This window comes from Terriglobus roseus DSM 18391, assembly GCF_000265425.1.
Classification (GTDB): Bacteria; Acidobacteriota; Terriglobia; order Terriglobales; family Acidobacteriaceae; genus Terriglobus; species Terriglobus roseus.
The window spans coordinates 3749378-3775578 of sequence record NC_018014.1 but is presented as its reverse complement, the minus strand read 5'-3'; the positions used below and the strand labels follow the sequence as shown (position 1 = coordinate 3775578).

Below are 26201 nucleotides of genomic sequence, written 5' to 3'. Positions count from 1 at the left end.
AGAACCCAGGTCACCCACATCGCGGCCGGAAGAACCAGGAAGATCGGACCGCCAAGCAGCAGAACGAGGGCGAAGATCAGTCCGCCTCCCCGTCTCGGGAACTCCATCGGCCGGCTCACGGCTGACCTCCGACGCCACCCTCCTGGGCAAAACTTTCGAGGAGCTTCCGCATATCGGTGACCTTCCGGGCGTTTGCCTGGTCGCGAATCTTGAGCACGGACTCGGGGAGCAAATGCTTCCCTTCCGCGTTTGCCTGGGCCGTCGCATAGAAAAGGTTCAGGAGCATGTAGCGCATCGCCGACTGCTCACCCAGAAGCACTTCCATGGGATCAGCCGGACGCTGCCGCGCACTCCTCAGCGCTGTGTCCCGGAGCCACTCGGCGGACTTCTTGCCGTCACGTTCGGCGGCTGCTTCGACCTCCCGAAGCTCCTCCGGCGTCATCCGGGTCGAAAGGATCTTGGTGCGGAAGCCTGGCTTGTCCGAAGCGTTCTCGGGTGCGGAACCTGAATTACGGGGAGTGGTCATGGGGGATGGCCGCCTTGCAACCAACCTAGACGAGAGGAGAAGTGCGGTCAAGCGCCGTTTACGCCAATGCGGACCTAACTCCCCTGCAATGAACGCGTTTACGGAAAGCAGTGCTTTGGCGTTTACGGGGCGGAGTTGCCGGATTCACCGGCCGCGCATGGCTTCTGATCGGAGACTATCTAAGCTACTGACTCTAATGGGCGTATACGGCAGATTAAGCTTTCGTATACGTACGTATACGCCACAGATCCCATTTGGGGGTGATGTGTCATCTCTTCTCCCGCTGCAAAGCAGCGTAGATGCTTGTAAACCGTCTCTTAGGGTTGGGGTTACTGTTCGCCGACCGTTCTGTGGGTCTTTGGGGCGCGCTCATAGCGTTCCAAGTGCAGTGGCAATCCATCAGGCTTGTCGCGCGTGACGATGCGAAGTTGCGTTGCAGGACCACGCATTGCGTTCGACAATTGCACGAAAGCGAAATTCAAATGCATGCTGCGGCGGACCTCCGAAGAAGTTCGGTTTGGGTCACTTCATGAAGCGGACGACACTCCAAAGGATGGCCACAAGCACAACGGCAAGGACCCCAGCGTAGGGCAGACGCATGTCCCCACCGAGGGTGCATGACCTGCCATCAGGCAGCCCTGAAGCTGAGAGATTGCAAGCAGACCGAAGAGCGAAATTGTTTTGCGATAGGCATTGCGAGTGTGACCTGTCATGATTTCATCTCCTGCCTTTAAGGCTGGAGCAAGCGCGCCTCAGATGTTTGTTGATGGGCTTCATTGGCGCAGGATGCCAATAGGCTGCCAGCAAAAAGGTAGAGTTTCAACTGGTTCGAATCCAAGTTGGACGGAGCCGCTTGAGTTCGCTACATCCAAATGCCGGCGGTCCCCTGCAAGGCCTTCGTGGCATTCCTGACACCCTAAAGTGCTATGAGGAGAACAACGTTGCGCTGCTAGCCTCAGCCACATGGATCTGAGATCGTGGCGGGAAGCGGACAAATCTGAACATGTCGAACTCTTCACCGAGGACAGCGATGTTCTTGTGATCTACTGGCTCGCTACCGCAAGAGAACTCGCCTCTAGGCAGGACGCCTGGGAGAAGGGCTGGAGCCGGTTCGCAGATGCTGCGGAGAGCGAGTGCATGCGCCGGGGTCTGCCCATCGCAGAACTGTCGAAGCAGAAAGGTTTGGTCTTACTCAGCTAGCTTGTTGGCGGGAGGCGGCTACAACGGCCGCTGGATGCATGATCTGTGCTGGCCCACTGCCGGGCCACGGCCAGTTTCTGCGCGGTCGATTTCCCGACACAACCTTGCTGCCAACTCGCCGCCGCTCTGCATGGAATGCTGAAATTTATTGTGACTCCTGCCGCAGCAATCGTCGGTCGAAGAACTCCAGTGCGTAAGGGCAAGATCCAGGCCTGTGCGGCTAGCTTGCGAGCTATCCCTCGCCATCCGCGGTCAATGAGCGGAATCCGTTCAGAGCCCGAACCTGGGTGGAAATCTCCCGGACCTGAGTGGAAAAACCCTGTAGCGCTAGGTAAAACCATCAGTGTAGGTACCGAACCCGGGTGGAACGATCGCCTTGACGACGCTCCAGCGCCTAGAATGAACTCGTTAAGTCGTATCCAACACGCAATCAAAGCTCAACACCCGAACCCGGCTGGAAAAGCTTGAGTCTGAGGCGCCCTTCCGAGGCGAATTGCCGAACCGGGCTGGAAATAACGAGCTCCTTATCCCAACATATGACCCACGAGTCCCGCACCTGGCTGGAAATGAGCGCGCTAATCGGAGCGAGAGCCCCTTTTGTTCCCGGACCTGGCTGGAAATGAGGCCCCGGACCCGGCTGGAAATATTGCCGTACTTGGCTGGAAAACGTTCCGAACCCCGCTGGAACTGTGGTCCGAACCCTGTTGGAAGGCCTCCCGGACTCGGCTGGTAATCTTCCCGGACCCGGCTGGAAATTTCTTCCCGTCAAGTCCCTTGCTTGTAACGACTTCCGGAACGCTAAAGGTTCTAGACTGCTTCACAGTATTGCTTTTCTATAGCAGAATCACAGTCATTAGAAGAAGTTCACAGCGAGATTAAAGATGGCAAAACGACCCGAGGCTAATCAAAAGACGATTGCATTGCCTGATGCAATCGATCTGATCAGGTTCGAAAAAAACCTTCTTCAGATCGGGTTCTTCAGCGCTCATGATAGAAGAAGCAACGATCCCGATCTCTCCCGGCGGATTGAGCAGTGGGTGAATCGCGACGGGAAGCGAATTCGAGTGTCTGCCGAATTTCGCTCCACTCTTGGTTTGCCATCAACTTCCGACCGAGACAAATACATGGCGTTTATGAAGATCGCTATGGAACGCAAGATGATGGAAGGCGAGATCACAAACCCCATCCGGTTTTCTGGCTACAGCATGCTCAAAGCCTTGGGTCTAAGTGACTCAGGTGCCAACTATGAGGACCTGAATCAGTGGGGCATGCGCATGGCCGATACAACGATCACGTCAGAGCAGATCATTTACTCGTCGTCGCGTCGTAAGTTCATGAACAAGACAGTGCACGTCTTTCGGAGCTTCACGCGCACTGGCGAAAGTGACAACGATGGCGGAAACCAGACCGTGCAATTTGCAGTCGAATTGGAGGATTGGCTTCTAGAAAACTTGAACCAGTCCTACGTCGTCCCGGAGGACTTCACTCAATACCGGAAACTTGTACGTCCCACAGCAAAGGGAATCTTTGTGTACCTCTACGTCTGGTTCTATGCCAGTCGCGGAAAAGAGGTAGAGAAGGACTACGGTGAGCTCTGTGCGTTGCTCAATGTCCGCTGTTATCAGCATGTGTCTAAAATCCGGGAGACTATGGGATTGTCTCTGGATGACCTTGTAGGCATTGGCTACTTACAAAAATGGGATATCCGCTCAATGTCATCAAAGAAGGGCTTCAAGTTGGTGTTGTCGCCTGGACGCGCCATACTCGACGTCATTGCGACGGCACAGAGGCGGCAGCTCGTATCAACAGCGAACCATACTGAGCTCGTAGGGGCTCAGTCTGAGCTAAGCGACGCGTTAGTGTCCAGGGGCGTTGCGGAAGACAAAGCTGCGGCAATCTGTCGGGCGCACGATCCTGATGTCGTGAAAGACCAATTGGAGTACTTGGACAGCGAGATTGCTCGTGATGGTGGACGACGCATCAAAAACCCAGCTGGCTTCATCATCGCCTTCATAGATGGCGGCAAGGGAGTTCCCCTCACATTTGAAACTACACGCAAGCGAGACGAGAGGCGTTCCCTTTTGACGGAACAGTTAGCTTCGCACGAAGAGCAGATTGGTAGGGAAATTCAAGAGCTGACTCTGAGAGAACGTTATGAGAGCTGGCGACGTACACAAGCGGATGAAGTTATTGAAAGGGCTTACGGCCAAATTGATCTCGATAAGAAGTTGAGGCAAATCCGTGTCGAGGTGTCAAAGGATCGACGCATAGGGATAGTGCTGGACAGATTGACGGCAGAACAATGTAGGCGAGATCTGCTACGACTGCTCCAGAAGGAAATCGCCGATGAGCTTCAACTCCCGACATTCGACGAGTGGCTCCGCGACAATGGCCAAGGGGTGCTCTTCGGCGATTAGAGCGACCTACCCGGCGAAAAGGAGTCGTCAGATCGGCCCGACGCCATATTTCATTAATAATTGCGATAAGCGATACAGCATGCGATATTGAGAGCGGCAAGCAATATTATTTGCGATATCGTAGCGATAAACGATATCAATGCTATACTGCAAAGTGTATCGCTGCAATAACGCAGGTGTATCGTTGCAGTAAACAAGCTTGATAGTGGACCCTACCGCTCGCAATAAATCTTGCGATATCGTAGCGATAGCGATGCTTTAATGCCGCAATAACGCAGAGATATCGCAGAATTTGCAAAGGACTTCATGCCCGTAATAGCAGTATCGAACCCCAAAGGTGGAGCGGGTAAAAGCACCACAACACTTCTCTTAGCCTCTTATCTTGCGCAGAAAGGGGCGAGTGTCTGCATCTTAGACGCTGATCCCAATCAGCCCATCCACGACTGGAAGACGCAGGGGACATCGACTACTAAGCTCGTTGTCGTCGGGGGTGTTCGAGAGTCCAATCTGATGGAGATATTGGATGCCCAGAAGCAACAGTTCATTTTCATCGACCTTGAAGGCACGGCAAGTGTGCTGGTATCACGTTCAATCGCGCTAGCGGACTTTGTGATAATCCCGGTGCAAGCAAGTGCAGTCGATGTTCGACAGGCGAGTAAGGCAATTCGCGCCGTCAGGGATGAAGAACGAGTGGCGCAGAGATCTAATCCCGAGCGACGTATACCCTTCAAGGTGCTCATGACCCGCACTCCGGCGCCGGGCGCGCCGGTCTCATCAGTGCAGCAGCAGCTTGAAAAGGAAATTAGCGCCGCCGGTATTCCAAGGTTCAAAAACAGCCTCGCCGAGAGGTTAGCCTTCAAGGCCATCTTTGTAGAGCGCCTAAGCCTCCCCGAGCTACACAGCCACCGCGTGGGGAATCTAGAAGCAGCCTACGAAAATGTTCACCTCGTAGTTGAAGAGCTAATTGAGACGCTCGCACGGCTGCAGAAAGAGGAAACAGAGTGAGTAAATTTGGCCTAGAACCCGAAGATGAAGAGCCTGAGATAACAAATGAAGCGGCCTTTACCGCGCGCATCGCCTCGTTCCCAGCTGCCGCGCCGCGACATAGGATTGACGTGCAGGCAATGGACGCTGCAGCTGCCCAGCATGGTTTCGTAAGCCGCGAGCCAGCTATATCAGCCTCGTCACCCAGTCTCTCGCCGACCAACATTCGCCGTCGGCGCATAGGCTCCCCGGAACCGACTCGCCACCTAGCTATCCGCTTGACGGTGAAGCAATATGACCGGTTCGTCGCATACGCAGATAGGTATCAACTCACATACCATGATGCGCTTTCACAGCTGCTAGATGAGATGGAGCGGTAAGCGTCGATCGTGCTCAAGACCGTCCCGACATACTGGGGTTTAGCTAGATAGATGGCGACGTGTCCTAATCCACTAACCTCAAGCGCTCCAGGAAAGCTCCAAGATCAGGGTCTGTCGTCCTCGATGCGACGGGACGGTCCAGAACCATTTCAATGCTCAAAAGATCGTTTTGCAATGCCTGGGCGAGCAGGGCAAGATTCTCAAGCATGCCGATGGTATCCGGTGCGGAAATCTCGAGCCGGCCCGTAGTGAGCTTGATGTTTTCTGGCAAATCCCGCAGCATGACGTTGCGCAGGCCCGCAGGCAGGGCGACACGCAACGGCTTCGGCGCCGGCGGAGCCTCGGCTTCTAGTAGACGGTGCCGAAGGGCATTCTCCACCAAATCCGCAGCGATCATTTCGTCCAGGAAGGCGAGCAGGGAAGTGCGGTCCACGAAGTGGGCGCCACCGACGGCCTGCACCTCGCCGATCGCCTTCATGAGGCTCTGGGCGGAGGCACGGCGGATATCGAAGAGCCGCTCGATGTCCTTCCGGGCCCAGGTCTCGGTGCGGGAGTGGGCGGCACGCTCGCGGATGGGGTAGAGGTCACGGGACCATTTCACGGGCCTGGCCATCGAAAAGCCTCCTAAACAGTGTTTTCAGCATACCGGGATTACTGGCACACCTGCCATCTATCGGGCTCGGAAAGCCGCAAGATTACCCACGACAATGCAGATTGTCGGAGGTAAACTCGGAAAGTGACCGAATCGACCGAAATCGCGCTTTGGGCGCCCGAAGAGCCGGAAACTGCTTCACCGGCGCCAGGCCTGTCGCCGGCCCAGCTCCAGCTGCGGCAGATGGTGCTCGATGCCGTCACCTCGCCTCACTCCCGGCGCAACTACGCCAAGGCGCTGGACCTCCTCTTCGCCTTCGCTCCCAGCCGACCCCTCACCCGTGCGCTCCTCCTGGAGTACCGGACCTCGATGGAAGACCTAGCACCTTCAACAGTCAATGTCCGTCTGGCCGCGGTCCGGAAGCTGGTCGCCGAAGCTCGGAAAAACGGCATGCTCTCTCACGAGGACGCCGCCAACCTCACCGACATCCCGAACGTGAAGGAGAAGGGAACCCGGCTGGGGAACTGGCTGACCAAAGAGCAGGCGAGGGAACTGCTGGCGGTGCCCGATCGCTCCACGGTGAAGGGGAAGCGGGATTACGCAGTCCTGGCGCTGCTGGTCGGTTGCGCCCTGCGGAGAAGGGAACTGGCCTCGCTCACCGTCGAGGATATCCAGATGCGGGAGAACCGCTGGGTGATCATCGATCTGGTCGGCAAGGGCGGGCGGGTGCGCACGGTGGCGATACCGGTTTGGGTGACGAAGGGGATCGATGCTTGGCAGGCGGCCGGCTCTGTGGAGAAGGGGCCCTTGCTACGCTCTGTTTCGAAGGGCGGCAAAGTCGGGGAGAGTCTGAGCGACTGGGCCATCTGGTCCGTTGTCACGGAAGCCGCTAAGGAGATTGGGATCGAGCGCTTCGGTGCTCATGATCTGCGGAGGACATGTGCCAAGCTTTGCCGCAAGGCGGGTGGGGACCTGGAGCAGATCAAGTTCCTGCTTGGGCACTCGTCGATCCAGACGACGGAACGCTACCTAGGGTCCGAGCAGGACATTGCCGTCGCGGTGAACGATGCGATCGGATTGTGACAAGGCTTATAGAGAAACTGCAGCAAGGCGCGATGCATTCCGCAGATAAACAAGTAGAACCTTTAATCTAGCTCAATGGCTGATCCCGAAACGATTGCCGGCAAAATGGAATACCTGCTGCCCGGAAGCTCCAAGGAGAATCAGGTGCCATTTTGGCCACCGGATGTGTTTTGCCTCTGCGCAGCCATCTTGCAGAACTCCGGCGCGTACTCACGTGTTCTCGAAGATAACGAAAAGATGCTGCTGGGAGAGGACAGCGATGCCCGAGCAGAAAAGCTCAGGAGTCTCGGGAAGGCTTGGACCGAGGCAAAGACAAGGGAAGCGCTTCCGAACGAGATCGGCAGACTTTGGGGAGAAATTTATTCGGAACGGGAGGCGGAACTGAATCGGCTTGGAACGCCTGAATTAAGCCGCTGCAGAAGCGCACTGCTGGACCTCTTGGCTCTAGCGGACGAGGCTTCAGTCGGACTTGGCATAAACTCTCGCCGGCACCAGGATGGCGATGGAACGATATTCAAAGCAGAGGCCGATAGGACCTTCGTCAAGAGCATGACCGGTCAAGAGGGCGGCTCGCTTTGTAAGGAAATCCACCCTAGTCGGGCTCGAGTATTGCCCAAAATGCACACTCCCCAGAGTGGTTTAACTATCCGCTCGCTGTCCCATCACTTGGGATATTGTCCCGGATCAGACATGCAGCCGTACTGGTACGACTTGACTCCGTCTGTGCCAACTCATTGTGTCAACTTGTTGCTTATCCCGTGGCCGATGGCTGTGGAGCCATCTCAGTTCGCCTCCACAAAAACGAAGAGGATAGACGAAAAAGTCGGTCCAGGAGGGTACGGGCTCTTCACATACAAACCTGGCCGCGGTCCCACCGTCGAATACGTTAGGTCTTTGCTCTCGGAGGCACGTCGAAAGGTCGGCCCTATCGGGGGGATCGTGTTTCCTGAGCTCGCAATGAGCGAAGCAGAGTTTGACCAGATCGCTCGTGTCTTCGCAACACCAGACACTTTTGTGGTGGCTGGCGTAGGAGAGGCGGCAGGTGTCAAGGCCGGCAAGAACAAAGCGATGCTTGAAGTCGTGAATCCGGACATCATCGACAAGTCTGGCGACCCCGTCCATGTCAGAATTGTTCAGAAGAAGCATCATCGCTGGAAACTTGATAAGCCTCAAATCGTGCAATACGGGTTGGGAGCCAATCTCCACCCCCTTGCAAACTGGTGGGAAAACATCGAATTGGGTGATCGTCAGATTACCTTCGTTGCGCTCCAGTCCTGGCTCACCATGTCCGTACTGATCTGTGAAGACCTTGCAAGGCCAGATCCTGTTGGGGATATCGTCCGAGCGGTGGGGCCCAATCTGATCATTGCCCTCCTGTGCGACGGACCGCAGATCGGTAATCGGTGGCCTGGGCGTTACGCAAGCGGGTTTGCCGATGATCCGGGATCTTCGGTTCTGACATTCACGAATCTGGGGATGTCCAAGCTGTCGCGGGCATCCGACCCATCAAAGGATCGCTCGGGCGTCGTTGCCCTCTGGAGGGATGCAAAAACAGGAACGACAGAACTTTCATGTCCTTCCGGCAGTGAGGCGATTGTGCTAAATGTCACAGCGGAGTACCATGAGGAATGGACCGCAGACGGTCGCGGAGATGGAAAATCGGGTGGATATCCCGTTCTGTCTGGTTTTCATCCAATAAAGCGTCCGGATAGCTCATCTGATGGATGGTTTGGATGGTTCCAAAGGAGGAAACAAAGATGACAACGATCTCAATACGTGACGCGGTGATCTTAAACCACCTCTCCAAGCAGGCAGCAGGGAGCCAGCCTAAAAATCTTACTGACCGGCTCGAGAGTAATGCGCGAGAGCTCGCAGACCAGCTGAAACGTCAGACTCCGACTACTCAACGCGGCCGCACTTCGAGAAGTCGCTAGAAATTATCAGACTAAGGGCGCCGACGACAGGTCGGCGTCTTTTTGCAGCTGCAACATCGTCGTATCGCAGCAGCAGAGCGAAAGAGAAGCTCAAGTAAACGCGATCTCATACCTGTTGTTTGCTAATTAAGTGGCGAACTCTTTAGGGCGCTATTTGGCACACAAGCCGGTTCCGAGCGATGTTTCTGCGACGGGCATGTGTGTAGCGTGAGTATTTGTTTGTCGTAGCTTTTGTGCCGCTATTTGTCGTCAGTCCGAACGGACAGATCGTCTGCGCACATACGACAGGACATGAAGTACTTGAAAAAGGCGTTTAGAACGCGGTGCCTGGTTTCTATAAGCCGCCCGGCGCGGCAGTCTTACGACAGGTATGACCTCAATATCTACGACGAATAATTCCTCAAACTACACTGGAAGGCTGTGATTTGTCTTACTGTGCTATCGCTGGAACTGGAAAGTGGAGTGACGGCTCATAGCTGTTCGATTTGAGACCTTCAAAGTCGTATTCGTAGACTGTCAGTCTGCCAAGTCGGCTTATGCGTTGTCCGAGAAAGAAAGAGAATCCATTTGGGACAGCCATAAAGAGATGGACACGACCTGTGAAACTGCCGTTGGCGCGAAGAAGCGAGACGCGATGTACGAGGTCGTCGGCCAGAGCGATCGCGTGACGGCCCGAGCGCACGCTGGCGGCTCCTGTCCCCGTCGAGGGAGTGAGCGAGAGCCTGTGGATATAAGTCATTTCCGCTCGCTTCAAATATGCGTCTACCATGGGCCACGGATCGGTCGACAGTCCGACTGATAGAACGAGATCGGATTCTCCTGGATCTTTCGTTTCCTGGACTGCTTGCCATACGCCCCAGGAAGGGTCCAGCTCTGTGTCGGTCGGAGACCAGACTTGGCGTCCGTTTGTTCTTTGCTCAAGCTCGATCGTGCGCCCCGACTTCACGTTCAGAATGCTTCCGGCAGCGACCCCGAGAGTGATATGTGCATCAAGGGCGAGCCGAAGCGAGGCATGATCCTTTGCCGCTTCCAGCAAGAAGTGTTTGAGCTTTGGGTAGATGACGGAGGTCCAATCAGACTCCGGACGGATTTGGCGCTCGTAGAAATCCGGTAGGAGGTTGAGGGTCTTTACGCACCGTGGCTCAAGCGGGTCTGTCGCATGTTCGAAGGATTTCACGCCGAAGACAACTGGGGCCGGCTTGATCGATGCCAGTAGGCCCTCGTGTTTGCAAGCCGCGTAGAAGTCAGCCCGGGAGAATACGTTCCGTCCCTGCGCAAGCCACCGGAAGACGATTTCGTCGTAGATGAATGCGCTTTCGCTTGCCGGAATCACCTTCAACCCGTGCCAGCCCATTCTTTCAGCCAGGTTTTGCCGGAAGACATCGAGCGATTCCGTTGTCTCTGTGAATGCAAGGGTGCGGGCGAGAACACGAAGAGCTTTGTCGGTGATGCCAAGATGTTTCGCCCAGACAGACCGCAGTTCTCCGGTCGCGCTCTTGGCGGTTTTTCCTTCCCACATCTTGTCGAGTCGCAGGTTGTGCGCGCGCCCGTGGATCAGGCCGCAAAGAGCGTCAGTGCAGTCAATGCGGTGGGTTGTGATGAGCCGAAAGCGGCTGCCAGTCCCGTCCGGCGCGTGTAAGAGCTGAGCAGCCCGCGCTCGTTCCAAAAAGGAAAGGGAGGTTGCATTGATGAAGTCCGGGTCAATGATGTCGCGAAAACCGTACTGTCCAGGGCCGACGTGCCATTTGCTTTGAATATGGTCACGAAGAAGCGGTTTGCCTTCATGATCGATCGGCGTAGCCCCACCTGCATGCTCCACCCAGACATCGTCGAAGCTCTTCGGCCCAAACTCGAAGCCGACGCGCTGGATGGACGATTGAGGATCGAGCATCTGAATCGCGTTTTGCCAAAAGACGCGTGCCTGGTATGTGTCACCTTCACGCCGTACCGATACAGCTTGCGTCATCGGGCCACTCCTTGACTGAAAGGTGGCGTGGGGGCAATCCCTGCGACAATTTGCAATGTCCGCGCATGGGTGACGGCTTGATTGGGGTAGGCGTCGAGAAAGATTGCGGGCAAGAGCCTCTGCGTGAGGTCAGAAAAAGTGAAACCTTCCTCGCCTGGCTTGCGCGGGCCGGTGTGCTTTACGACTTCAAGAATGTCCTTTGGAGAGAATCCCAGCTCCTCAAGGGGTTTTTGCAGCACGGCCTCACGTTGCTCATCGTTCGGGCGTCGGAATGTGACGATGTCTGCAGCGCGGCGCTGGACTGCTGGATCAATTGAATTTAGGCGATTGGTGCTCAAAATCACGACAGCAGGAAGATTCTCCTCGGCGAGACGGTCGACGCCCCGGATGAAGGCATTTACGCCGGCACGATCTTCGTGGTGCATCTGTGCATTCTCGCGGCTTTGTGTGAGGGCGTCACCTTCGTCCACGAACAGGATGGCAGCACCGTGGGCCTTCTTGCCCCTCCCCTTAAGCTGTCGTGCATGATCTGCCACCGCATCGAACGCCTCGGAGAGCAGTTGAGTCATCTCTCCAACGCGGCCTGAGCCGCGTGTTGCAAGACTCAACGGAAACAGTGTGATGTCGATTCCTTCCTGTCGAGCGACCGAGTCGCCAATGGATTCGGCCAATTCTGTCTTCCCTGTGCCCACATCCCCGGCAAAGATCACCAGTGGCGGACGTCGGGCTACGTAGCTGAGAAGGGCATCCGCTTGTCCATGGAATTTCTTAGCCCATTCTTGCGGCCCCGAGGTATTCACAAGAATCCCGAGGGTCTTGGTCAAGCTGGCCTTAGTCTGGTCGAGACCAACCAGCTGACTCAGGCGCTTTGCCGCGCCCATATCCGGGTAGCTGAGGCGGCGGTCAAAGAGAGCATCGAGCGAAGTTTTCATGGTTAGCTGCCTTTCACCGTGCTGCGGGCCACGCCGCGTCCACCTGCGGAGTAGGAGAGATCATCGCTCCAATAGCCACGTTCCAAACCTGGCGTGGACTGGCTGGAGCGGGTAAGTGGCGAGCCCTTCTTGATGCGCTCGCGCTCTTCTTCGCTTTTCTGCCACCATGAGCTGCTGTAGCTCAAGAACGAGGTGAAGGTAGCCCCTGCGATGTCATGGCCGGGGCGGATCTTGCCGGGGTCGTCGTCTGTCTGCATCGAGCCGTCTGCTGCGACTGTGTAGCGCACGCAGGCAGCGGTCCAGGCGCCGTTGCGCTTGTACCCGTAAACGACGGAACTTACGGCGTCATGCTTGAGTAGATAAGTGAGCTCTTCTTCGTAGCTGTCAATTTCCGAATCGGAAGGATCGTACGTCAGATACAGGCCCTGGAGTCGTTTCAGATCGGTCGCCACCTTCGAAGCGATGTATCGGGCGTGAGTAATGGTGAATGCGACTGTTGCGGTGACGGAATAGCTACCCATACTGCTGCCTCCCTAGGCTGAGAATGTCGGCCCGAAGACCTTTTGCCAGTAACGAACGGTTTCACCTTTTGTGGTCGCGCGAAGCGCTGCCTCAACGGCATCGCCAGCATCGAGAGCGGCTTCGATCAAAAGGTCACGGTTGGATTCCTTGTAGAGCTTGGCGACATTGTTCTGGCAATTGACGGGGTCCCAAATTCGGATGGGATCACTCGTCACCTCACAGTCGCTTGTCTTGTAGTAATCCGAAAACGTGATCGTGGACTTGAGGCCATCGCACGCCAGGAAGTTGAAGAAGCGGCTGAGCGCGGTCGGGTAGTCGTTGAGAGCCATACCGTTGTCCGCAAGGTGCGCAACGATCAATTCGGTCATAAACGACTTGAACCGAAAGTTTTCGTCTGCCTGCTTTTGAAGTTTGGCCCAGAATTTGATGAGCCGCACTACCTGGGCGAAGTGGGTCTTGTTCGCGTCCTTCCGCTTGCGTAGAAACTCCAGGTGCATTGGAACACTTGTCATGAGTTCTTCGCCCGTGTCCTGTGAGATCAGGCTGCCTTTCCACTGCGGGTCGCCCTTGTAAAGTATCGGAACGATGTCAACCTCATTGCCAGTGGTGATGAAATTCACCGCGACGGAGTAGGTCTTTCGCTGAATCTGCTCCGGTTTGAAGTTCGGAAAGGCCTTCTCAAGCCGGGAAGCCAGCCATGCGATGAGGTCGGAGACCTTGTGCGGGGCAGTATCGGAGGAGACATAACAAGCTACATCAATGTCACTGACTGACTTCAAGGCCGTTCCCTTCGCGAGGCTTCCCGACAAGAGCATCTTGCGGAGTTCGAAGTCAGGGTGGTCCGCAAGGTAGGTCTGAAGGCGGTCGCGGAGCAGATTTGCCTGCCGCCGTAGTTCCAGAGCGTCATCGCGCTTGAGGTTCACGCGCTCTTCAGCGAACTGGACAATATCCCGATGCGTAACGTGTTCTCGTGACATCTTGCACCCTCCACTAAAACTAGCTAAAAAGACTGTACCACATACATAAGGGCTGTGGAAAAGATAGCCTCTCTTGTGTATTCTGTGTCTGGCGGATAATTTGATGAGCGACAAACGGACCATGACACTGAATCTGTCCGAGGCCGAAATGACGGCCTTGGAAGAGCTCTGCGTAAAGAAAGATCTGTCCAAAACCGCTGTTCTGCGGCAGGCCCTTCGTCTGTATCAAACGATCGACGCGCGCGTCGATCAGGGTCACAAGCTCATGCTTGAGGGAACGCATGAGAAGTCTGAGCTAATGCTGCTATGAGCATCGGAGGTTCGATTGTCCTGGAAGACGTTGGATCGGGGCTGTCTGTCCCAGCTGATCTCTTGGACAGGATCACGCAGGCGAACCTCAATGATTGGCGATGCGAGTGGTTGCCGGCCATGCAGAGCTTGGTGAGAGGTATGCGCGCGGCCGGTGCCGATCCCTCTAACCTTCCGCAAACAGAACACTGGGATTGGGAGCAAAAGACCCGTCGTGTCCAGGGCCTTCTTGCGTTTCAGTCGTTCGCAGTGATGGCACAGGGCAAGACGCAGGGGTTGATGCGCGTAGAGCTTAACCACACGGGCAGGATGGCCGTTCAGGTCGGCAAGCCCCTTGTTTACGTCGAATACTTAGAAGTGGCACCTTGGAACCGCGGCGCTTGCGCTGACCAGCGTTTTCGGGGCGTTGGGACAGCACTCATGACTGCTGCCGTCGACCTGAGTTTAGCGGAAGGTTTTGGTGGCAGGACGGCGCTGCATTCCTTGCCACAAGCGGAGAGCTACTACCGAGATGTATGCGGCATGACCGATCTTGGACCCGATAAGAACTATGACGATCTCCGGTATTTCGAAATGACCGTGCAACAAGCAGCCAAATTCATATCGTGAGGACACTTATGACGCAACGAACCGAGGGCTGGTGGAAAGCACGGGCAGGAAGAGAAGCTGGATACACCATTCATGCAGGGCCTGAAAGGGAAGCGCCGCCGTTCACACCATCTGACCTGCAGTCTGCAAGCTCGCAAGAAGGAAAGCCTGACTCTCTCTTTGCCTTTGGGAAATTGGTCGAGCTGATGCGTAGAAGTAGAGGTTGGACTGTTGAAAGGCTTGCCTGCGAGGCTGATCTTGACCTAGCGGACGTGGTGGTGATCGAAGATGATCACACGGCTCTGCCTGAACCAAGGGCGGTATATCAGCTTGCCCAAGTGTTTGAGCTACCGCAAGCAAGACTTTTGCAAGTGGCGGGGCTGTCGAGAGAGCGTGATCCCGCGCTCCAGAGAGACACGCTCCGCTTTGCAGCTCGATCTCAGTCGATTGCGCAGCTTAGCGAGGTGGAGCAACGTGCGCTCGATGAATTTGTGTCGGTGATCGCTTCTAGAGCATAAACTTCGAATGTGCTTAATCCAGAGTTGCGCCCGAAGACGATCGCTGATCTTAACGCGCAAGCGGAGAAGCTCCTCCGTGGTCTCGGCAGTGCCGAACCACCTTTGGACTTGCGGCTCTTGCGCGAGTTGTTAAAGCTTGATCGGCACTATTACTCATCAACCAACGATGGAGCGATCGCCGAGACGGTGAGCAGGCTCAAGGTTGCAGGTCAACAAATTTTGACAAGGCCAGGTCTGCTAAAGACCGCAATTTTGAAGTTCAGCCTGAAGGCATTGTACCTTCCCGACCAGCGGCGCATTCTTCTCGATCAAGAGGAGCCTCTGCTCAAACATCGATGGAACGAAGCTCACGAGATTGGGCATAGCATCATCCCGTGGCACGAAGGAATGATGCTCGGGGACAATAAGCAGACTCTTCTTCCGATGTGTCATGAGCAGATGGAAGCGGAAGCTAATTACGTGGCCGGAAGGCTACTGTTCGCGGGATCGCGGTTCCAAGAAGAGGCTAGCAGCTCACCAGCTGATTTGGGTCGTGTGCGATCCCTTGCGAAGTCATATGGGAATACAGCGACCTCAACGTTGTGGCGATATGTAGAAGAAGCGCATCCAGGTCGGCCGATGTTTGCCCTCGTCTCTGGTCATCCGCACGCATTTCGCAGAGAAAAGGACTTTGACCCACTTAATCCTTGTCGCTATTACATACGATCTCCGGCGTTCCGGGAACGATTCGGTCCCAGATCCGCCGTAGAGCTATTTCAGATCGTTAGCGGTTACTGTGGAGCGCAACAAGGTGGATACATTGGCAAGGCTGAGGTCGTTGTTGCAGACGCAAACAACGTTCCTCACACGTTTCGCTGCGAGACCTTCTTCAACCGCTATCAAGCACTGAGCTTAGGTGTGTGGCAAGAAAGCGCAACCTCCGTTTCTACGGGGAACGGTTATAAAGTGGCGTGAGTGCATTTGCTCTTAATTGCTTTTGAGTGGATGTGTCGCTTTTCTCATTATGTGGCCTACTTCTGATCGAATTATTCGCAGACATGAGGATTAGCCAGCGTCGAGCTTTACGCCTGACGATAACGAGGTTCTCTCTGGCGGTCTCCACTGTCGTTTGTCACTTTATGTGGCACACTTCTGATCTGTTTATTTGGCACACATGCGATCGGGAATCCCACTGGTGGAGCGCGTTCTGAGAGATATCTGATTGATTTCATTAAGATTCGCCGACTTCGGCAGATCGTAGACTGAATGGGAGTGTGCCAATTAATTCGATCAGAAGTAGGTCAAATAGTTAGAAATGTAGCGTGAGTGTTTCGTTGTCGTAGATTTTGTGCCGATATTTGTCGTAGGGCTGGTGCGTGGGAGCGTCCTAGATTGCACTTCATCGAATCCCAAGTGCCTTCACTACAAAGAGTTAGGTGGGTCGTGAGCGATTGCCCCGGCATTGAGAGTTGGGGTTCTTACGACAAATATCACCTCAAAATCTACGACAGATAATGGTTCTGGCTCACATTTGGTGATGCTCCGCAGTCGGGTGTAGACCTTCCATATGCGAAGAGGAGAGTTGGTCCCCAACAGCACGGAAGTAAAGCTCGTCTGCTTACGGCAACAGGTCGGAATAGTGCAGGTGGAGCTGAGGACCTGTCAGGCCGGTTCTGTATGTCCGTGCTGTGGCATGGCCTCCGGCCGAGTTCACAGCAGGTACAGGCGTCAAGTACTCGATCTGCCGTGGCAGGGTCTGCCGGTCCGCATCCTGCTCCGGACGAGAAAGTTCTTCTGTGTGAAGGAACGATGCAAGCGCAAGATCTTTACCGAACAGCTGCCTGGCACCGTCGACCGCTACGCGCGTAGGAGCTCAAGGTCGAGCGAATCACTACGATGGCTGGCGCTCGCGCTAGGAGGAAGAGCCGGTTCACGCCTCGCGCGGAAGCTTGGGTTGCTCATCAGTGGCGCGACACTCCTGCGACAACTACGACGGCAGTCCAAGCCACCTTCAGCTGCACCACGTGTTCTCGGAATCGACGAGTGGGCATGGAAAAAGGGACATCGCTACGGAACCATCCTTTGCGACCTTGAACGCGGCACAGTAGTCGACTTGCTGCCGACGCGCGATACTGCGGCTGTGGCGGCATGGCTGACCAAACATCCAACAATCGAGGTCGTCAGCCGAGATCGTGCTAGTTCCTTCGCGGATGCAATCCGCCGCGGAGCACCTGGAGCAGTTCAAGTCGCAGACCGCTGGCACCTTTTAAACAACCTCTTCGAAGTGCTGACTCGCTCACTGGACCGCTATCGTCCAGCAATGAGGGCGGTGAGCGATAGGTTGTCGTCCGCCTCACCTGCCATGTCGCCGATTGGAAAGCCGACGCTCGCGGCAGAGCGCAAACAACAGAGGCGAGAAAGTAGGCTGCAGCTCTACCAGGAAGCGAAAGCTCTCATGGATAGCGGCGTGAGTCAATCCGAAGCGTCGCGAAGACTCGGCGTAAGCCCTCGCACCCTCCAGCGTTGGACTGCCTGCGGTGCCTTCCCGGAACGTAAGCGTCGCGACTTCCCAAGCTCAGTCGATGGGTTTACAGCTTATCTAACGAGGCGCGTGGACGAAGGCTGTACGAATGTCTCGCAGCTATGGCGGGAGATCCGCGAGCAAGGGTTCGAAGGGCAACTGCAGACCGTATGGAACTGGTTACGACTGCACTTCGGCCGCTCGCAAAATCGTCGTCGTTCAACGATGTTGAAGAGAAGCCATCCGCTCTCGCCGAAACAAGTCGCTTGGCTAATGTTGAAGGTTGATCAGTCGAGAAGCAAATACCTGACAGTCCTCGCTGAATCCTCACCGGAGCTTGCGTCCATCGCGAACGTTGCTAAGTCGCTGTTCGACTTGCTCCGTAATCGGGACGCAGGAAGATGGACCGAGTGGATAGAAGCTGCGAGGCGATCTCCGCTGGCCTCGTTCGCCAAGCGCCTGGAGCGCGACAAAGATGCGTTGCTTGCGGCTCTGCGGCTGCCTTGGAGCAACGGAATGGTGGAAGGTCAGGTCCACAGACTGAAGCTCTTGAAGCGCCAGATGTACGGCCGTGCTGGCTTCCATCTGCTCCGCGAACGCGTCCTTCACGCGGCCTAGTCGGCAGCTGCTGAGAGACAACTGCAGCAGCTGCTTCGAGCTTCACCAAAAGTGATCCAGAACCCAGATAATTTCTCAAACTACACTGTTGGGGCATTCGTCGATTCAGACGACGGAACGCTACCTCGGGTCTGAACAGGACATTGCCATCGCGGTGAATGACAGTCTGGGGTTGTAAGGCACAAGACTAGTGACCGCGGCCCACGGGTGCTAAGGAGCTAAAGTCTTTATGCTTGAGCTATGCAATATTCAGCAATCCTCCGCGAGATCGACGCGGAGCTCAACAAGCTACTCCAGGTACGAAAGATCCTTGCAGGTACAGTTGAGCCGTCGTCAGTCACTCCTCGCACCGACTCAAAGAAGCGATGTGCAAAAAAGATCGCTTCAGTGCGGCGGCAAGCCGCAAAGCCGATGGAGACCGCTACCCTTCGAAGCCTCCCTCTGGTACCGACAACAAGCGGCGGGCTCGCAAGCATCCCCAGAGCAACTGTGACGGTATTGCCCCCAAAGCAAAAACGGGAATACCGTCGCACGATCAAGGCATTTGTTCCTGAACCACGAGCGCTTGCTGCACCTCGCTCAAGTGGAGTGGTGGTTTACATGGCACCAGAATCCTCGACCAAAGCTGTCGCAACCCAGCCTCAAAGTCAGTTGCTTTCCACGGAGAACCTGGAAGCTGTGATGCGCCAGAAGCTTCTCGGCGGAACAAACGGCTAGTAGGGAAGAGGCGGTTGCAGCAGTTTCCCAAAACACCGTTTTGCTCGAAATGACACGCTCGCATGGGAAGATGAGCTATGCAAGCTTATCTAGACGCCTTTCACTCCATCGAAGGTCAACGGCTTTCCAAGGTTCTTTGGCGCAGTGGGCAAGACGAGCCGGAAGCTATTTGGCTTGTCTTCGAAAAGGGTACCTTGCTGATCCAAGTGAATGAGGAAGATGACACGATCAGCGTGAATGCAGGCGCAACGCTAAAAGCGGATGAGTGTGTGGACCTTAGTTCATCTGATCTCTGGCAAGGTTTCGTGGGTCAGCCGTTCGGCTGGAGCTGGGTCGCCACAAATCAACAGGGCTATCGTGATGTGGTGCTACTAGGTTTCGACGGAATCACTCCGCAAGTGATGTTAGAAGTGATGGCATCTTCAATCAAAATACATCGGATTGGCGCAGCTGAACCTATTGGTAGTCACAAGGGGGCTTAGCTCCTCGAAAGTCGGGTTTTCGGAAACAGGGCGCCTGGGCCGGGGTGGTTTCGCAAACACCGTTTCTCCGGAATGGGTGCGAATCAATGTTCCGACAGGCCCAAGGTGGTGATTGAGGACGTCCTCAACTTTTCGTCGCAGCTTGAGTCGCAAGAGGTATCAGGAAAGCGCGTGTATATTGCCTCGATGATGTTCTGGCCCTGCTCCATCGACACTAGAGGCAAGACGCAGTCGCTCCCACAATAGACGCCTTGCGGGAATATGGGGCCGTTCTTACCTTCAGACTTTCTTTCTCTCCACGCAAGATCCGGGGCCTGAAGTCTCCAACGATTGATCGGAAAATACTCGTCTCTCGTAAAACCAGCACTGATCACGTCCCGTGCTGTCACGGTAAGCGTAACGTCTGTACCTCGGCTTGTTCCCGAGAGGTCGCCGTAGGAGCCGACAGCAACGAACGCCATCATCAGTACAACGATGAGTGGCGATTTTGGGATGAATGGAATCAGGCACCCGAACGCGCCCAGCCATGCTAAGCCCCGAAGCCAAAGGTGTTTCTTCGAGAAACAATGCTGCACGCGATACTCAAGCCCATCTGGGAGCTCACGTGAACTCAATCTGAGGAGCACGGAGCCATCTTAACGCCGTTTTGCCCTGTCCTCAAAAGTCGGGTTTTCGGAAACAGAAGCGTCGGGAGTTGCCGAAAACGCCGTTTTGCGCGAAGCGACCAACTCATCCCTGCTCCTCACCTGTCGGAATCTTCCTTCTGTGGCGATAAAGCTTGACTCTTGACGGGACCTACCAGTCGAAAGCTCCGTTTGCCCACCTGTAGCTGGAAGTCAAAACTCCGGAAGAACAGCAATCCCCAGATGCTCGCGCTGGATCAAACAGCTCAACGACAAGCAATCCCTCCCTTGCAGACACGCCGTACAGCCCTGAGTATGCCCGTGATCCGGTATGGCAAAAGGTGTAGCTTTGCGCATTAAGTGGCACACTTTTGTCGCGCTATTTGGCACTTTGGCATCCTTCCAGGGCCTCAATGCCGTTAGGCCGTAGACCCGATCCCGCCGCACAATACGCCAAGTTGTTTATCTAGCGTGGTTTGCACCGGGGGTGGCTTCATTATCCGCCCCACACGTGTGCCAGATAATCAGCACAGAAGTGCGCCAAATAATTAGCAAAACGACACTGGTCCGTGGTACGGAAACCGCGAAGGAGATCGGCATCGAGCGCTCTGGTGCTCATGATCTTCGGCGTACCTGCGCGAAGCTTTGTCGCAAGGCCGGTGGCGACCTGGAGCAGATCAAGTTTTTGTTAAGGCATTCGTCGATACAGACGACGGAGCGCTACCTTGGATCAGAGCAGGATATTGCTATTGCGGTCAATGACAGTTTGGGGTTGTGATCACGATTCATTCGTGAGCTGCCGCGACGCTATTTCGGGCGAGAGGCCGCGAATCTCAGGTTTGAGGTGTGTGACCACATTGCGGTGCCTCGCCCACTCAGCCGCGCCAATGAACCGTTAAGAGGTGCAGAAAGCTTTCGAAGATGGCTATCGCCTTTGCTCTGTGGCCTAGTGATCATTTCCGGAGGGAAGAATCGCGACGACTTCTAGCCTCGCGATCCGCATGCTTGGATTTGCAGTATCACTACGTGCTGCCTGGAGCTCGCTCGGTTGTGCGCTCCGGCCCGGGTAAGAGAAACAGAGGGTGCTCTAAAAGAAACGGGTACTCTTCGTAGTCTCGCGGCTGGAGCAAGGAGTTCGATCAGGGAGGGCCGCATGAGCTCGTTCGACTGCTGTAAGAACAGCGACGATCTTCTACCTCGTGACTAGCCAGCTTTGGCAAGACTTCTCAACGCAAGAGGGAGCGGGTGAATGCTACTTCAGAGACAGGGGAACATCCGAGGGCGGATCTATCTCCCGGCCTTCGGGAGCGCGAAGCTCATCTTGAGGTGTGGAGTTGGTTGAGGCGGAACCCTGCGGACTTTGTGGGGGGCGAAGAGGAGGCGAATATGCCAAAATGGACATACTGGAGAAAAAGTGGGAAGACCCTATCAAACTGACTTGGATGGGCTGGTTGCAACAGCCGAATGGGCGGATAACGTGGACGTGACGTCTCTGTCGGAGTCCATCGGTCAGACGGCACATCATCCATTAATTGCTGTCGGCTCAGGCGGCTCGAAGAGCGTAGCTTGCTTGTCTGCACTCCTCCACCGGCGGTACACAGGTAATTCGGCCCTCGATATTACGCCTCTCTTGGTCGCAGATTGGGACTTGCAAGGCCAGGCGGTCCAAATGTTCACTGCGAGCGGCGCAAACCCCGACATTCTGGGATGCTTTGCAAGAATAGTGTCAAAGGAGCCAGAAGCCTTAACCGTCATAAGTAGCGCCTCGATTTCCCCCTTGGCAACCCGAGCTGAGGAGTACTGGTACACCGACTATTTCGGTTTTGAGGGGCCAATCAAAGGTGAGGGATTCGTTGCGACAAACTCGATCCTTGCCCAATCGATCGTAATGATGCGCGCCTACGAACGGGCCTTTGGAGTTTTAAGTGAATCCGTGTCGGAGCGTCTGAAGAGCCCAGGAGTCGCTCGTCAGTTAAGTGGGCTGGAAGGCGCAGTGAGGAAGATAGGGCGGAGGCGCCACGCGATTGTCCTTTTCGGTGAATACGGTCAGCCTGCCGCCACCGATCTTGAGTCGAAGTTCAGCGAGGTGGGCATCGCCAGCGTTCAGCTTGCGGACTATCGGAATTTCGCACACGGGCGCCACAATTGGATCGACAAACATCTGGAAGAAACCGTCGTCATCTCCATCGAGGTAGGGGGAGACTCTCGCCTAGCGTCAAGAACTCTCCGCCTCCTGCCGGATGAAGTACCCGTAGTCAGGCTCGCCGTCGAAGAAGTCGGTCCACTTGGCGCACTGATTGCGATGTACGCCGTCATCCGCCTTATCGCGGTGTATGGGCAGTTGCGTGGAATTGACCCAGGAAGACCGGGCGTCCCACCTTACGGAAGCCGGCTATATCGACTCAACGCTTGGAGTTCGCGCAATCCCGGCCATTCAATACCGGAGGTCGCTATCACACGGAAAGCCGGTGCCTCGATTTCAGCTCTCCGGCGGAATGGAAGCTTCGAGGCTTGGATGTCTCATCTATCGGCTTTCCTAGATGCGATTGAGAGCATGGAATACAGCGGGCTGGCGCTGGATTACGATGGCACAATTTGTGATCAACGTGATCGATTTGTGGGAATTGCTGCACCAATTCGGGAGGCACTCGTATCGGTCATCGAACGAGGCACCCCAATCACCGTCATCACTGGTCGGGGGCGATCTGTAGGAGACGCGCTACGCAGAGCGCTGCCAAAACTTTTCTGGGACCATGTACGCGTGGCGTATTACAACGGTTCCGAACTGCGCCCGTTAGCATTTGACGGAGTCTTGGATGATAGTTTCATGAGAGTCAGCATTCTCGATGAGCTTAGGGCTCGGATTGAGGCGCATCCTTCCCTCAAGTCTCTCAGTGTCGAGATGCGTCGTAGCCAATTATCGATTTCGACGAGCCCGTATCTGTCACCCGATGCGATTCAGCGGACGGTATCCGACATTTTGTCCATCGATCCCGTGGTGGGGGTGAGAGTGTTCACGTCTGCTCATTCGGTGGACGTCCTCTTGCCTGTTTCTTCGAAGCGAACTCCCATTGTGCAATCGGACTGCGGCGCACAGTTTTTATGCATCGGGGACAGCGGGGAGTGGCCCGGAAACGACTTCGAAATGCTTTCGCAGCCAGGTTCGCTCAGTTGCCATAGGATGTCTCGCTTGACCGATCGCTGCTGGCACATCTCCCCTACAGGCTGGAGAAACTCGCAGGCCACGTTGCATTACCTTGCCTCGTTGAGGCATAGTTCTTCTGGATTCCGAATCGACAGGGAGCGCTTACTGAGCAGCCATTCATGAATCAAGACCTAGGTTTGAGAGTGCTGAGCCAGATTCTTGGATGGGATGATGACCGGGCGCGAGAAGAGTTTTCTCGGCTCAGCATTCTCGCGCGCTACAAGTACGATAGCTACAGAGATTTTGTCGCTGGCGCTCGCTTCATCGAGAAGCTCGCTGAATGGCTTCAGCAGTTTGCGCTGGAAGATCGGGCAGCGGCCTATCAGTTCGTGCACGCCAATTTGATCTATCTGACACCTTCTGAGATCAATCATCTTGTTGAACTCTGTTTCCCCGAGCGCTTTCAGCCTGCCTTGCGTGCGGCCGCAGCAATCGATCTTGGAATTAAGCCATATGCTGTGTGGGCAGATTCCCAGTCAGCTAGAGCCTACGCACGCTTATTGCGCTCGTCCTTGTTCATCGGATTGAGCGATGGGGCGAGGATCGACGCGTTCCGGCGTGCAAATGCTGGCGTCATCTCCAATGAACAGGTCTTGTTGGCGCTGGAAATTAGCGATGAGAAATGGCAGCAAGTGCTAAAAGATCTACGCGACGACTTGGACGACCCCGAAGCAAAGTTTCAAATGGTGTTTCTCATTGATGATTTTGCCGGAACAGGAAGCACACTGATTCGATTCGACAAAGACCAGTGGAAGGGGCGACTTGAGAAGCTGTGGAAGAACATCAAGGATAAGCTCGATACTCACTTCACGAGCGAATGGCGTTTACACATTCATCACTACCTTGCTACCGAACAGGCCCAGCGTCACATGTTGCAGTCGGAGCAGAAAAGGCGATCAAGCGAGGATGGAAACTCCTGGCTTCCAGCAATCAATTTCTCCTTCGGCACGATCCTCGGTGATGACCTAAGTATCTCCCCCTCCACGCATGCCGAATTTTGGCGGCTCATGCAGAATCATTACAATTCGTCGATCCAAACGAAGCACACCGATGTTGGCGGTGCAGAGAATATCGCCAATGGTTACGGAGGTTGCGGTCTCCCACTCGTTCTTGAACATAACACCCCAAATAACTCTGTCGCGCTCCTATGGGCAGAGTGTGATGCGACAGATAAAGAGTCTCCCGCTCCTGCTATGCGACCACTATTCCGGCGTAGACAGAGGCACTCATAAATGTTCAATCCTTTCGAACGCCGCGCTACCGAGTATCTCCGAGATGACGAAGCGTTCCTTGCGGTCGTCACCCCAGAACCGATTCGCGTTCATTTGGCCCGGTATGGAGCCGAGCAAAGCCTATACAACCAACTCGTTATCGTACGTGGCACTCCGGGCAGCGGCAAGACAACCATCGCCCGGATCTTTGAAACGAACGTCGTGAGCACCGTCTTACGACACGAAGAGGCACATAAGCCTATCTACTCTGTGTTGAACGAGTGTGGGGCGATCCGAAACGGCCGGCCGGTCCTGCTGGCAGCAAGAATTCCACTGGAGTCAGATTATCGAGAGATCTGGGAGCTGCCGTATTCCGAAGATACACGCAATGCGCTTCTCACGACCCTGATCCAAAGCCGCACTGTCCTCGCATGGAAACGGCAATTAGACAGATTGGGAGTATCCCTTAACAAGGTTCGTCTGACGGAAGATTTTTCCTCTCCGGGGGCGCGCTCGACTGCGGGCGGCGACACCTTCGAAGCGCTGGCTATCAACGCCGCACGTATCGAAGAGGCTTTACTCAGGGTCATTGGAGCCCTCGTTCCTCCGCCTCAAGAAGAACTTAAGTCTATCGACGCTGACTACTACCGGCCTTTTGAAACGCTTACACATATCGAGGTGGACTTTGACTCAGAAGGAATATTCCACCTGCAGCCACTGCTTATCTGTGACGATGCCAACACTCTTCATCCACTGCAGCTCGCCTTCCTGCAGCGGTGGCTAATAAGGAGAGAACTGAAGGTCGGACGATGGCTGCTAACCCGGCTGGATGCATTGAGGCCGGAAGAGGCATTCGCGATCGCTCATCAGGAATCGAGTTCAAGCGAACTTCCTGGTGTCACTATCTCAAGGGAAGTAGTCTCCATAAATTTGCAGAGTGAACGGCGGGATCAAAAGTCGTTTTTTCGGCGGATGGCCAAAGACATGGCAAATCGCTACATGAGGCAGATGCCAATGTTTGCAACTCGCAAACTCGACGACTTCTCGAGCCTGCTATCGGATCGCCCAGCAAGGCTCACGCCATCCAAGCTCGACGCGCTGCGGAGCCGAACACAGTCTGAGGCGAAACGGCTGCATGTCTCCGGTGAACGATACGAAGCGATTCTCCGTTTGATCCAGGACTACGATCCAAATCTGCCAGCGGACGAACAACTCTCCCTGATGCTGATCCTGCTCAATCGGTATGCGCACCGTGTCGACCAGAAAATGCTTTTTGGGGAAGAAGATCCGGAACCGAACCGACCTCTGAAGGTGGACTCAGGGCTGGAGGAAGCGGCGCGCCTCTATCTTCTGCATTCTTTTGGACGAGCGTTCTTCTTCGGATTCAATGATCTCTGCGACGCAAGCTCTGAGAACGCGGAGCAGTTCCTGAGATTGTCGGCGATCCTAGTGGACTCCATTGCAACTCGTCTCATTCGCAACCAGAGCGCCACTTTGAGCTGTGAGCAACAAACGAGTCTTCTACGTGAACGTGCTTCGGAATATATGAAGTCGTGGAGCTTCCCGTATTACCAGCAGGTACGAACTTTGGTCGAACTGATTGGTTCACGATGCGTGTTGGAGTCGTTACGCCCGACAGCATGGATTGGGAGCGGCGCCAACGCTTTTGGGATCTTGCAAGAGGAGTTTGATCAGATCACGAAATCTTATCCAGATCTTTCGAATGTGCTGAAGTACGGGATGGCCTATAACGCCTTTTCACTCGTCCCTAACTACGATTGCCAAGGGAAAGTCTGGTGCCTGATCGAATTGGGTGGTATCCCTTGTCTGAGCTACGGATTGACCCTCAAACGGGGTGGGTTTATAAAGAGCACAATCACTGAGTTTTCGGATGGGCTCGCATGAGCTATCCCTCAC

At 55.1% G+C, this 26201-nt stretch carries 22 protein-coding genes; 16 read left to right on the top strand and 6 right to left on the bottom strand.

The genetic code is table 11. From position 1 onward, the window contains the following. Nucleotides 1–115: 115 nt before the first annotated feature. The gene (locus TERRO_RS15340; protein WP_014786612.1) at nt 116–526 is read right to left on the bottom strand and encodes a plasmid mobilization protein; all 411 of its coding nucleotides are present in this window, start codon (nt 524–526) and stop codon (nt 116–118) included. Nucleotides 527–1489: 963 nt separating this feature from the next. On the opposite strand from TERRO_RS15340, the gene TERRO_RS15335 reads away from it, so the two are divergent. The 3 genes from TERRO_RS15335 (at nt 1490) to TERRO_RS15325 (ending at nt 5148) form a co-directional block, all read left to right on the top strand. Beyond that, on the top strand, nt 1490–1726 hold the full coding sequence (locus TERRO_RS15335) for a hypothetical protein (protein WP_014786609.1): 237 nt from the start codon (nt 1490–1492) through the stop codon (nt 1724–1726). A gap of 881 nt (nt 1727–2607) precedes the next feature. Then, nucleotides 2608–4143 carry a replication initiator protein A gene (locus TERRO_RS15330; protein WP_014786608.1) on the top strand — a complete coding sequence of 512 codons (1536 nt, stop codon included), beginning with the start codon at nt 2608–2610 and terminating at the stop codon, nt 4141–4143. 306 nt (nt 4144–4449) lie between these two features. Continuing rightward, the gene (locus TERRO_RS15325) at nt 4450–5148 is read left to right on the top strand and encodes a ParA family protein (RefSeq protein ID WP_014786607.1); all 699 of its coding nucleotides are present in this window, start codon (nt 4450–4452) and stop codon (nt 5146–5148) included. 423 nt (nt 5149–5571) lie between these two features. Here TERRO_RS15325 and TERRO_RS15315 read toward each other — a convergent pair whose 3' ends face one another. After that, a complete protein-coding gene (locus TERRO_RS15315) occupies nt 5572–6120 on the bottom strand; it encodes a hypothetical protein (RefSeq protein ID WP_014786606.1) in 549 nt (182 codons plus the stop codon). Nucleotides 6121–6243: 123 nt separating this feature from the next. Here TERRO_RS15315 and TERRO_RS15310 point away from each other — a divergent pair, with 123 nt between their 5' ends. Both TERRO_RS15310 and TERRO_RS15305 read left to right on the top strand, forming a co-directional pair. Further along, entirely contained in the window at nt 6244–7182 is a 939-nt protein-coding gene (locus tag TERRO_RS15310) for a tyrosine-type recombinase/integrase (protein ID WP_014786605.1), read from the top strand. 75 nt (nt 7183–7257) lie between these two features. Next, nucleotides 7258–8943: a hypothetical protein gene (locus TERRO_RS15305; RefSeq protein WP_014786604.1), complete on the top strand. Its 1686-nt coding sequence runs from the start codon at nt 7258–7260 to the stop codon at nt 8941–8943. 603 nt (nt 8944–9546) lie between these two features. Here the strand turns inward: TERRO_RS15305 and TERRO_RS15300 are convergent. Genes TERRO_RS15300 through TERRO_RS15285 form a run of 4 tightly spaced genes read right to left on the bottom strand, consistent with a single transcriptional unit; the run spans nt 9547 to nt 13513 of the window. After that, the gene (locus TERRO_RS15300; protein WP_014786602.1) at nt 9547–11082 is read right to left on the bottom strand and encodes an SAVED domain-containing protein; all 1536 of its coding nucleotides are present in this window, start codon (nt 11080–11082) and stop codon (nt 9547–9549) included. Then, nucleotides 11079–12014: an AAA family ATPase gene (locus tag TERRO_RS15295; RefSeq protein WP_014786601.1), complete on the bottom strand. Its 936-nt coding sequence runs from the start codon at nt 12012–12014 to the stop codon at nt 11079–11081. The genes TERRO_RS15300 and TERRO_RS15295 overlap by 4 nt, the downstream gene beginning before the upstream one ends. 2 nt (nt 12015–12016) lie before the next feature. After that, complete coding sequence (locus tag TERRO_RS15290; protein ID WP_014786600.1) at nt 12017–12535, bottom strand: HORMA-1 domain-containing protein; 519 nt, start codon at nt 12533–12535, stop codon at nt 12017–12019. A gap of 12 nt (nt 12536–12547) precedes the next feature. Next, nucleotides 12548–13513, bottom strand: a complete 966-nt coding sequence (locus tag TERRO_RS15285) for a CBASS oligonucleotide cyclase (RefSeq protein ID WP_014786599.1) — start codon at nt 13511–13513, stop codon at nt 12548–12550. A 103-nt stretch (nt 13514–13616) separates the two neighbouring features. Here TERRO_RS15285 and TERRO_RS15280 point away from each other — a divergent pair, with 103 nt between their 5' ends. The 11 genes from TERRO_RS15280 (at nt 13617) to TERRO_RS15230 (ending at nt 26189) form a co-directional block, all read left to right on the top strand. Then, nucleotides 13617–13823 (top strand): transcriptional regulator, encoded by a 207-nt coding sequence (locus TERRO_RS15280; protein WP_014786598.1) that lies wholly within the window; start codon nt 13617–13619, stop codon nt 13821–13823. Beyond that, complete coding sequence (locus TERRO_RS15275) at nt 13820–14431, top strand: hypothetical protein (RefSeq protein WP_014786597.1); 612 nt, start codon at nt 13820–13822, stop codon at nt 14429–14431. Before TERRO_RS15280 ends, TERRO_RS15275 begins: the two co-directional genes overlap by 4 nt. 8 nt (nt 14432–14439) lie before the next feature. Further along, complete coding sequence (locus TERRO_RS15270; RefSeq protein ID WP_014786596.1) at nt 14440–14928, top strand: helix-turn-helix domain-containing protein; 489 nt, start codon at nt 14440–14442, stop codon at nt 14926–14928. 9 nt (nt 14929–14937) lie between these two features. Next, nucleotides 14938–15882 carry an ImmA/IrrE family metallo-endopeptidase gene (locus tag TERRO_RS15265; RefSeq protein WP_041592637.1) on the top strand — a complete coding sequence of 315 codons (945 nt, stop codon included), beginning with the start codon at nt 14938–14940 and terminating at the stop codon, nt 15880–15882. Nucleotides 15883–16474: 592 nt separating this feature from the next. Next, nucleotides 16475–18046, top strand: a complete 1572-nt coding sequence (locus tag TERRO_RS22785; RefSeq protein ID WP_014786594.1) for an ISL3 family transposase — start codon at nt 16475–16477, stop codon at nt 18044–18046. Nucleotides 18047–18286: 240 nt separating this feature from the next. After that, complete coding sequence (locus tag TERRO_RS23240) at nt 18287–18763, top strand: hypothetical protein (RefSeq protein WP_157178390.1); 477 nt, start codon at nt 18287–18289, stop codon at nt 18761–18763. 77 nt (nt 18764–18840) lie between these two features. Beyond that, nucleotides 18841–19245, top strand: a complete 405-nt coding sequence (locus tag TERRO_RS15255; protein WP_014784704.1) for a DUF6334 family protein — start codon at nt 18841–18843, stop codon at nt 19243–19245. A 1110-nt stretch (nt 19246–20355) separates the two neighbouring features. Then, on the top strand, nt 20356–20646 hold the full coding sequence (locus TERRO_RS23235) for a tyrosine-type recombinase/integrase (protein WP_342612451.1): 291 nt from the start codon (nt 20356–20358) through the stop codon (nt 20644–20646). Nucleotides 20647–21537: 891 nt separating this feature from the next. Beyond that, the gene (locus TERRO_RS15240; RefSeq protein ID WP_157178389.1) at nt 21538–23196 is read left to right on the top strand and encodes a hypothetical protein; all 1659 of its coding nucleotides are present in this window, start codon (nt 21538–21540) and stop codon (nt 23194–23196) included. Then, a complete protein-coding gene (locus TERRO_RS15235) occupies nt 23193–24305 on the top strand; it encodes a phosphoribosyltransferase-like protein (RefSeq protein WP_014786591.1) in 1113 nt (370 codons plus the stop codon). The genes TERRO_RS15240 and TERRO_RS15235 overlap by 4 nt, the downstream gene beginning before the upstream one ends. Next, nucleotides 24306–26189, top strand: a complete 1884-nt coding sequence (locus tag TERRO_RS15230; RefSeq protein WP_014786590.1) for a hypothetical protein — start codon at nt 24306–24308, stop codon at nt 26187–26189. Nucleotides 26190–26201 lie beyond the last annotated feature (12 nt).

Bases quoted from the DNA above. Each gene is read 5' to 3' on its own strand.
- TERRO_RS22785 (WP_014786594.1), top strand. From the start codon at position 16,475: ATGCGAAGAGGAGAGTTGGTCCCCAACAGCACGGAAGTAAAGCTCGTC.
- TERRO_RS15335 (WP_014786609.1), top strand. From the start codon at position 1,490: ATGGATCTGAGATCGTGGCGGGAAGCGGACAAATCTGAACATGTCGAA.
- TERRO_RS15340 (WP_014786612.1), bottom strand. From the start codon at position 526: ATGACCACTCCCCGTAATTCAGGTTCCGCACCCGAGAACGCTTCGGAC.
- TERRO_RS15270 (WP_014786596.1), top strand. From the start codon at position 14,440: ATGACGCAACGAACCGAGGGCTGGTGGAAAGCACGGGCAGGAAGAGAA.
- TERRO_RS15295 (WP_014786601.1), bottom strand. From the start codon at position 12,014: ATGAAAACTTCGCTCGATGCTCTCTTTGACCGCCGCCTCAGCTACCCG.
- TERRO_RS15330 (WP_014786608.1), top strand. From the start codon at position 2,608: ATGGCAAAACGACCCGAGGCTAATCAAAAGACGATTGCATTGCCTGAT.
- TERRO_RS15285 (WP_014786599.1), bottom strand. From the start codon at position 13,513: ATGTCACGAGAACACGTTACGCATCGGGATATTGTCCAGTTCGCTGAA.
- TERRO_RS15240 (WP_157178389.1), top strand. From the start codon at position 21,538: ATGTTCACTGCGAGCGGCGCAAACCCCGACATTCTGGGATGCTTTGCA.
- TERRO_RS15230 (WP_014786590.1), top strand. From the start codon at position 24,306: ATGTTCAATCCTTTCGAACGCCGCGCTACCGAGTATCTCCGAGATGAC.
- TERRO_RS23240 (WP_157178390.1), top strand. From the start codon at position 18,287: ATGCAATATTCAGCAATCCTCCGCGAGATCGACGCGGAGCTCAACAAG.
- TERRO_RS15275 (WP_014786597.1), top strand. From the start codon at position 13,820: ATGAGCATCGGAGGTTCGATTGTCCTGGAAGACGTTGGATCGGGGCTG.
- TERRO_RS15290 (WP_014786600.1), bottom strand. From the start codon at position 12,535: ATGGGTAGCTATTCCGTCACCGCAACAGTCGCATTCACCATTACTCAC.
- TERRO_RS15325 (WP_014786607.1), top strand. From the start codon at position 4,450: ATGCCCGTAATAGCAGTATCGAACCCCAAAGGTGGAGCGGGTAAAAGC.
- TERRO_RS15280 (WP_014786598.1), top strand. From the start codon at position 13,617: ATGAGCGACAAACGGACCATGACACTGAATCTGTCCGAGGCCGAAATG.
- TERRO_RS15305 (WP_014786604.1), top strand. From the start codon at position 7,258: ATGGCTGATCCCGAAACGATTGCCGGCAAAATGGAATACCTGCTGCCC.
- TERRO_RS15255 (WP_014784704.1), top strand. From the start codon at position 18,841: ATGCAAGCTTATCTAGACGCCTTTCACTCCATCGAAGGTCAACGGCTT.
- TERRO_RS15315 (WP_014786606.1), bottom strand. From the start codon at position 6,120: ATGGCCAGGCCCGTGAAATGGTCCCGTGACCTCTACCCCATCCGCGAG.
- TERRO_RS15235 (WP_014786591.1), top strand. From the start codon at position 23,193: ATGAATCAAGACCTAGGTTTGAGAGTGCTGAGCCAGATTCTTGGATGG.
- TERRO_RS15300 (WP_014786602.1), bottom strand. From the start codon at position 11,082: ATGACGCAAGCTGTATCGGTACGGCGTGAAGGTGACACATACCAGGCA.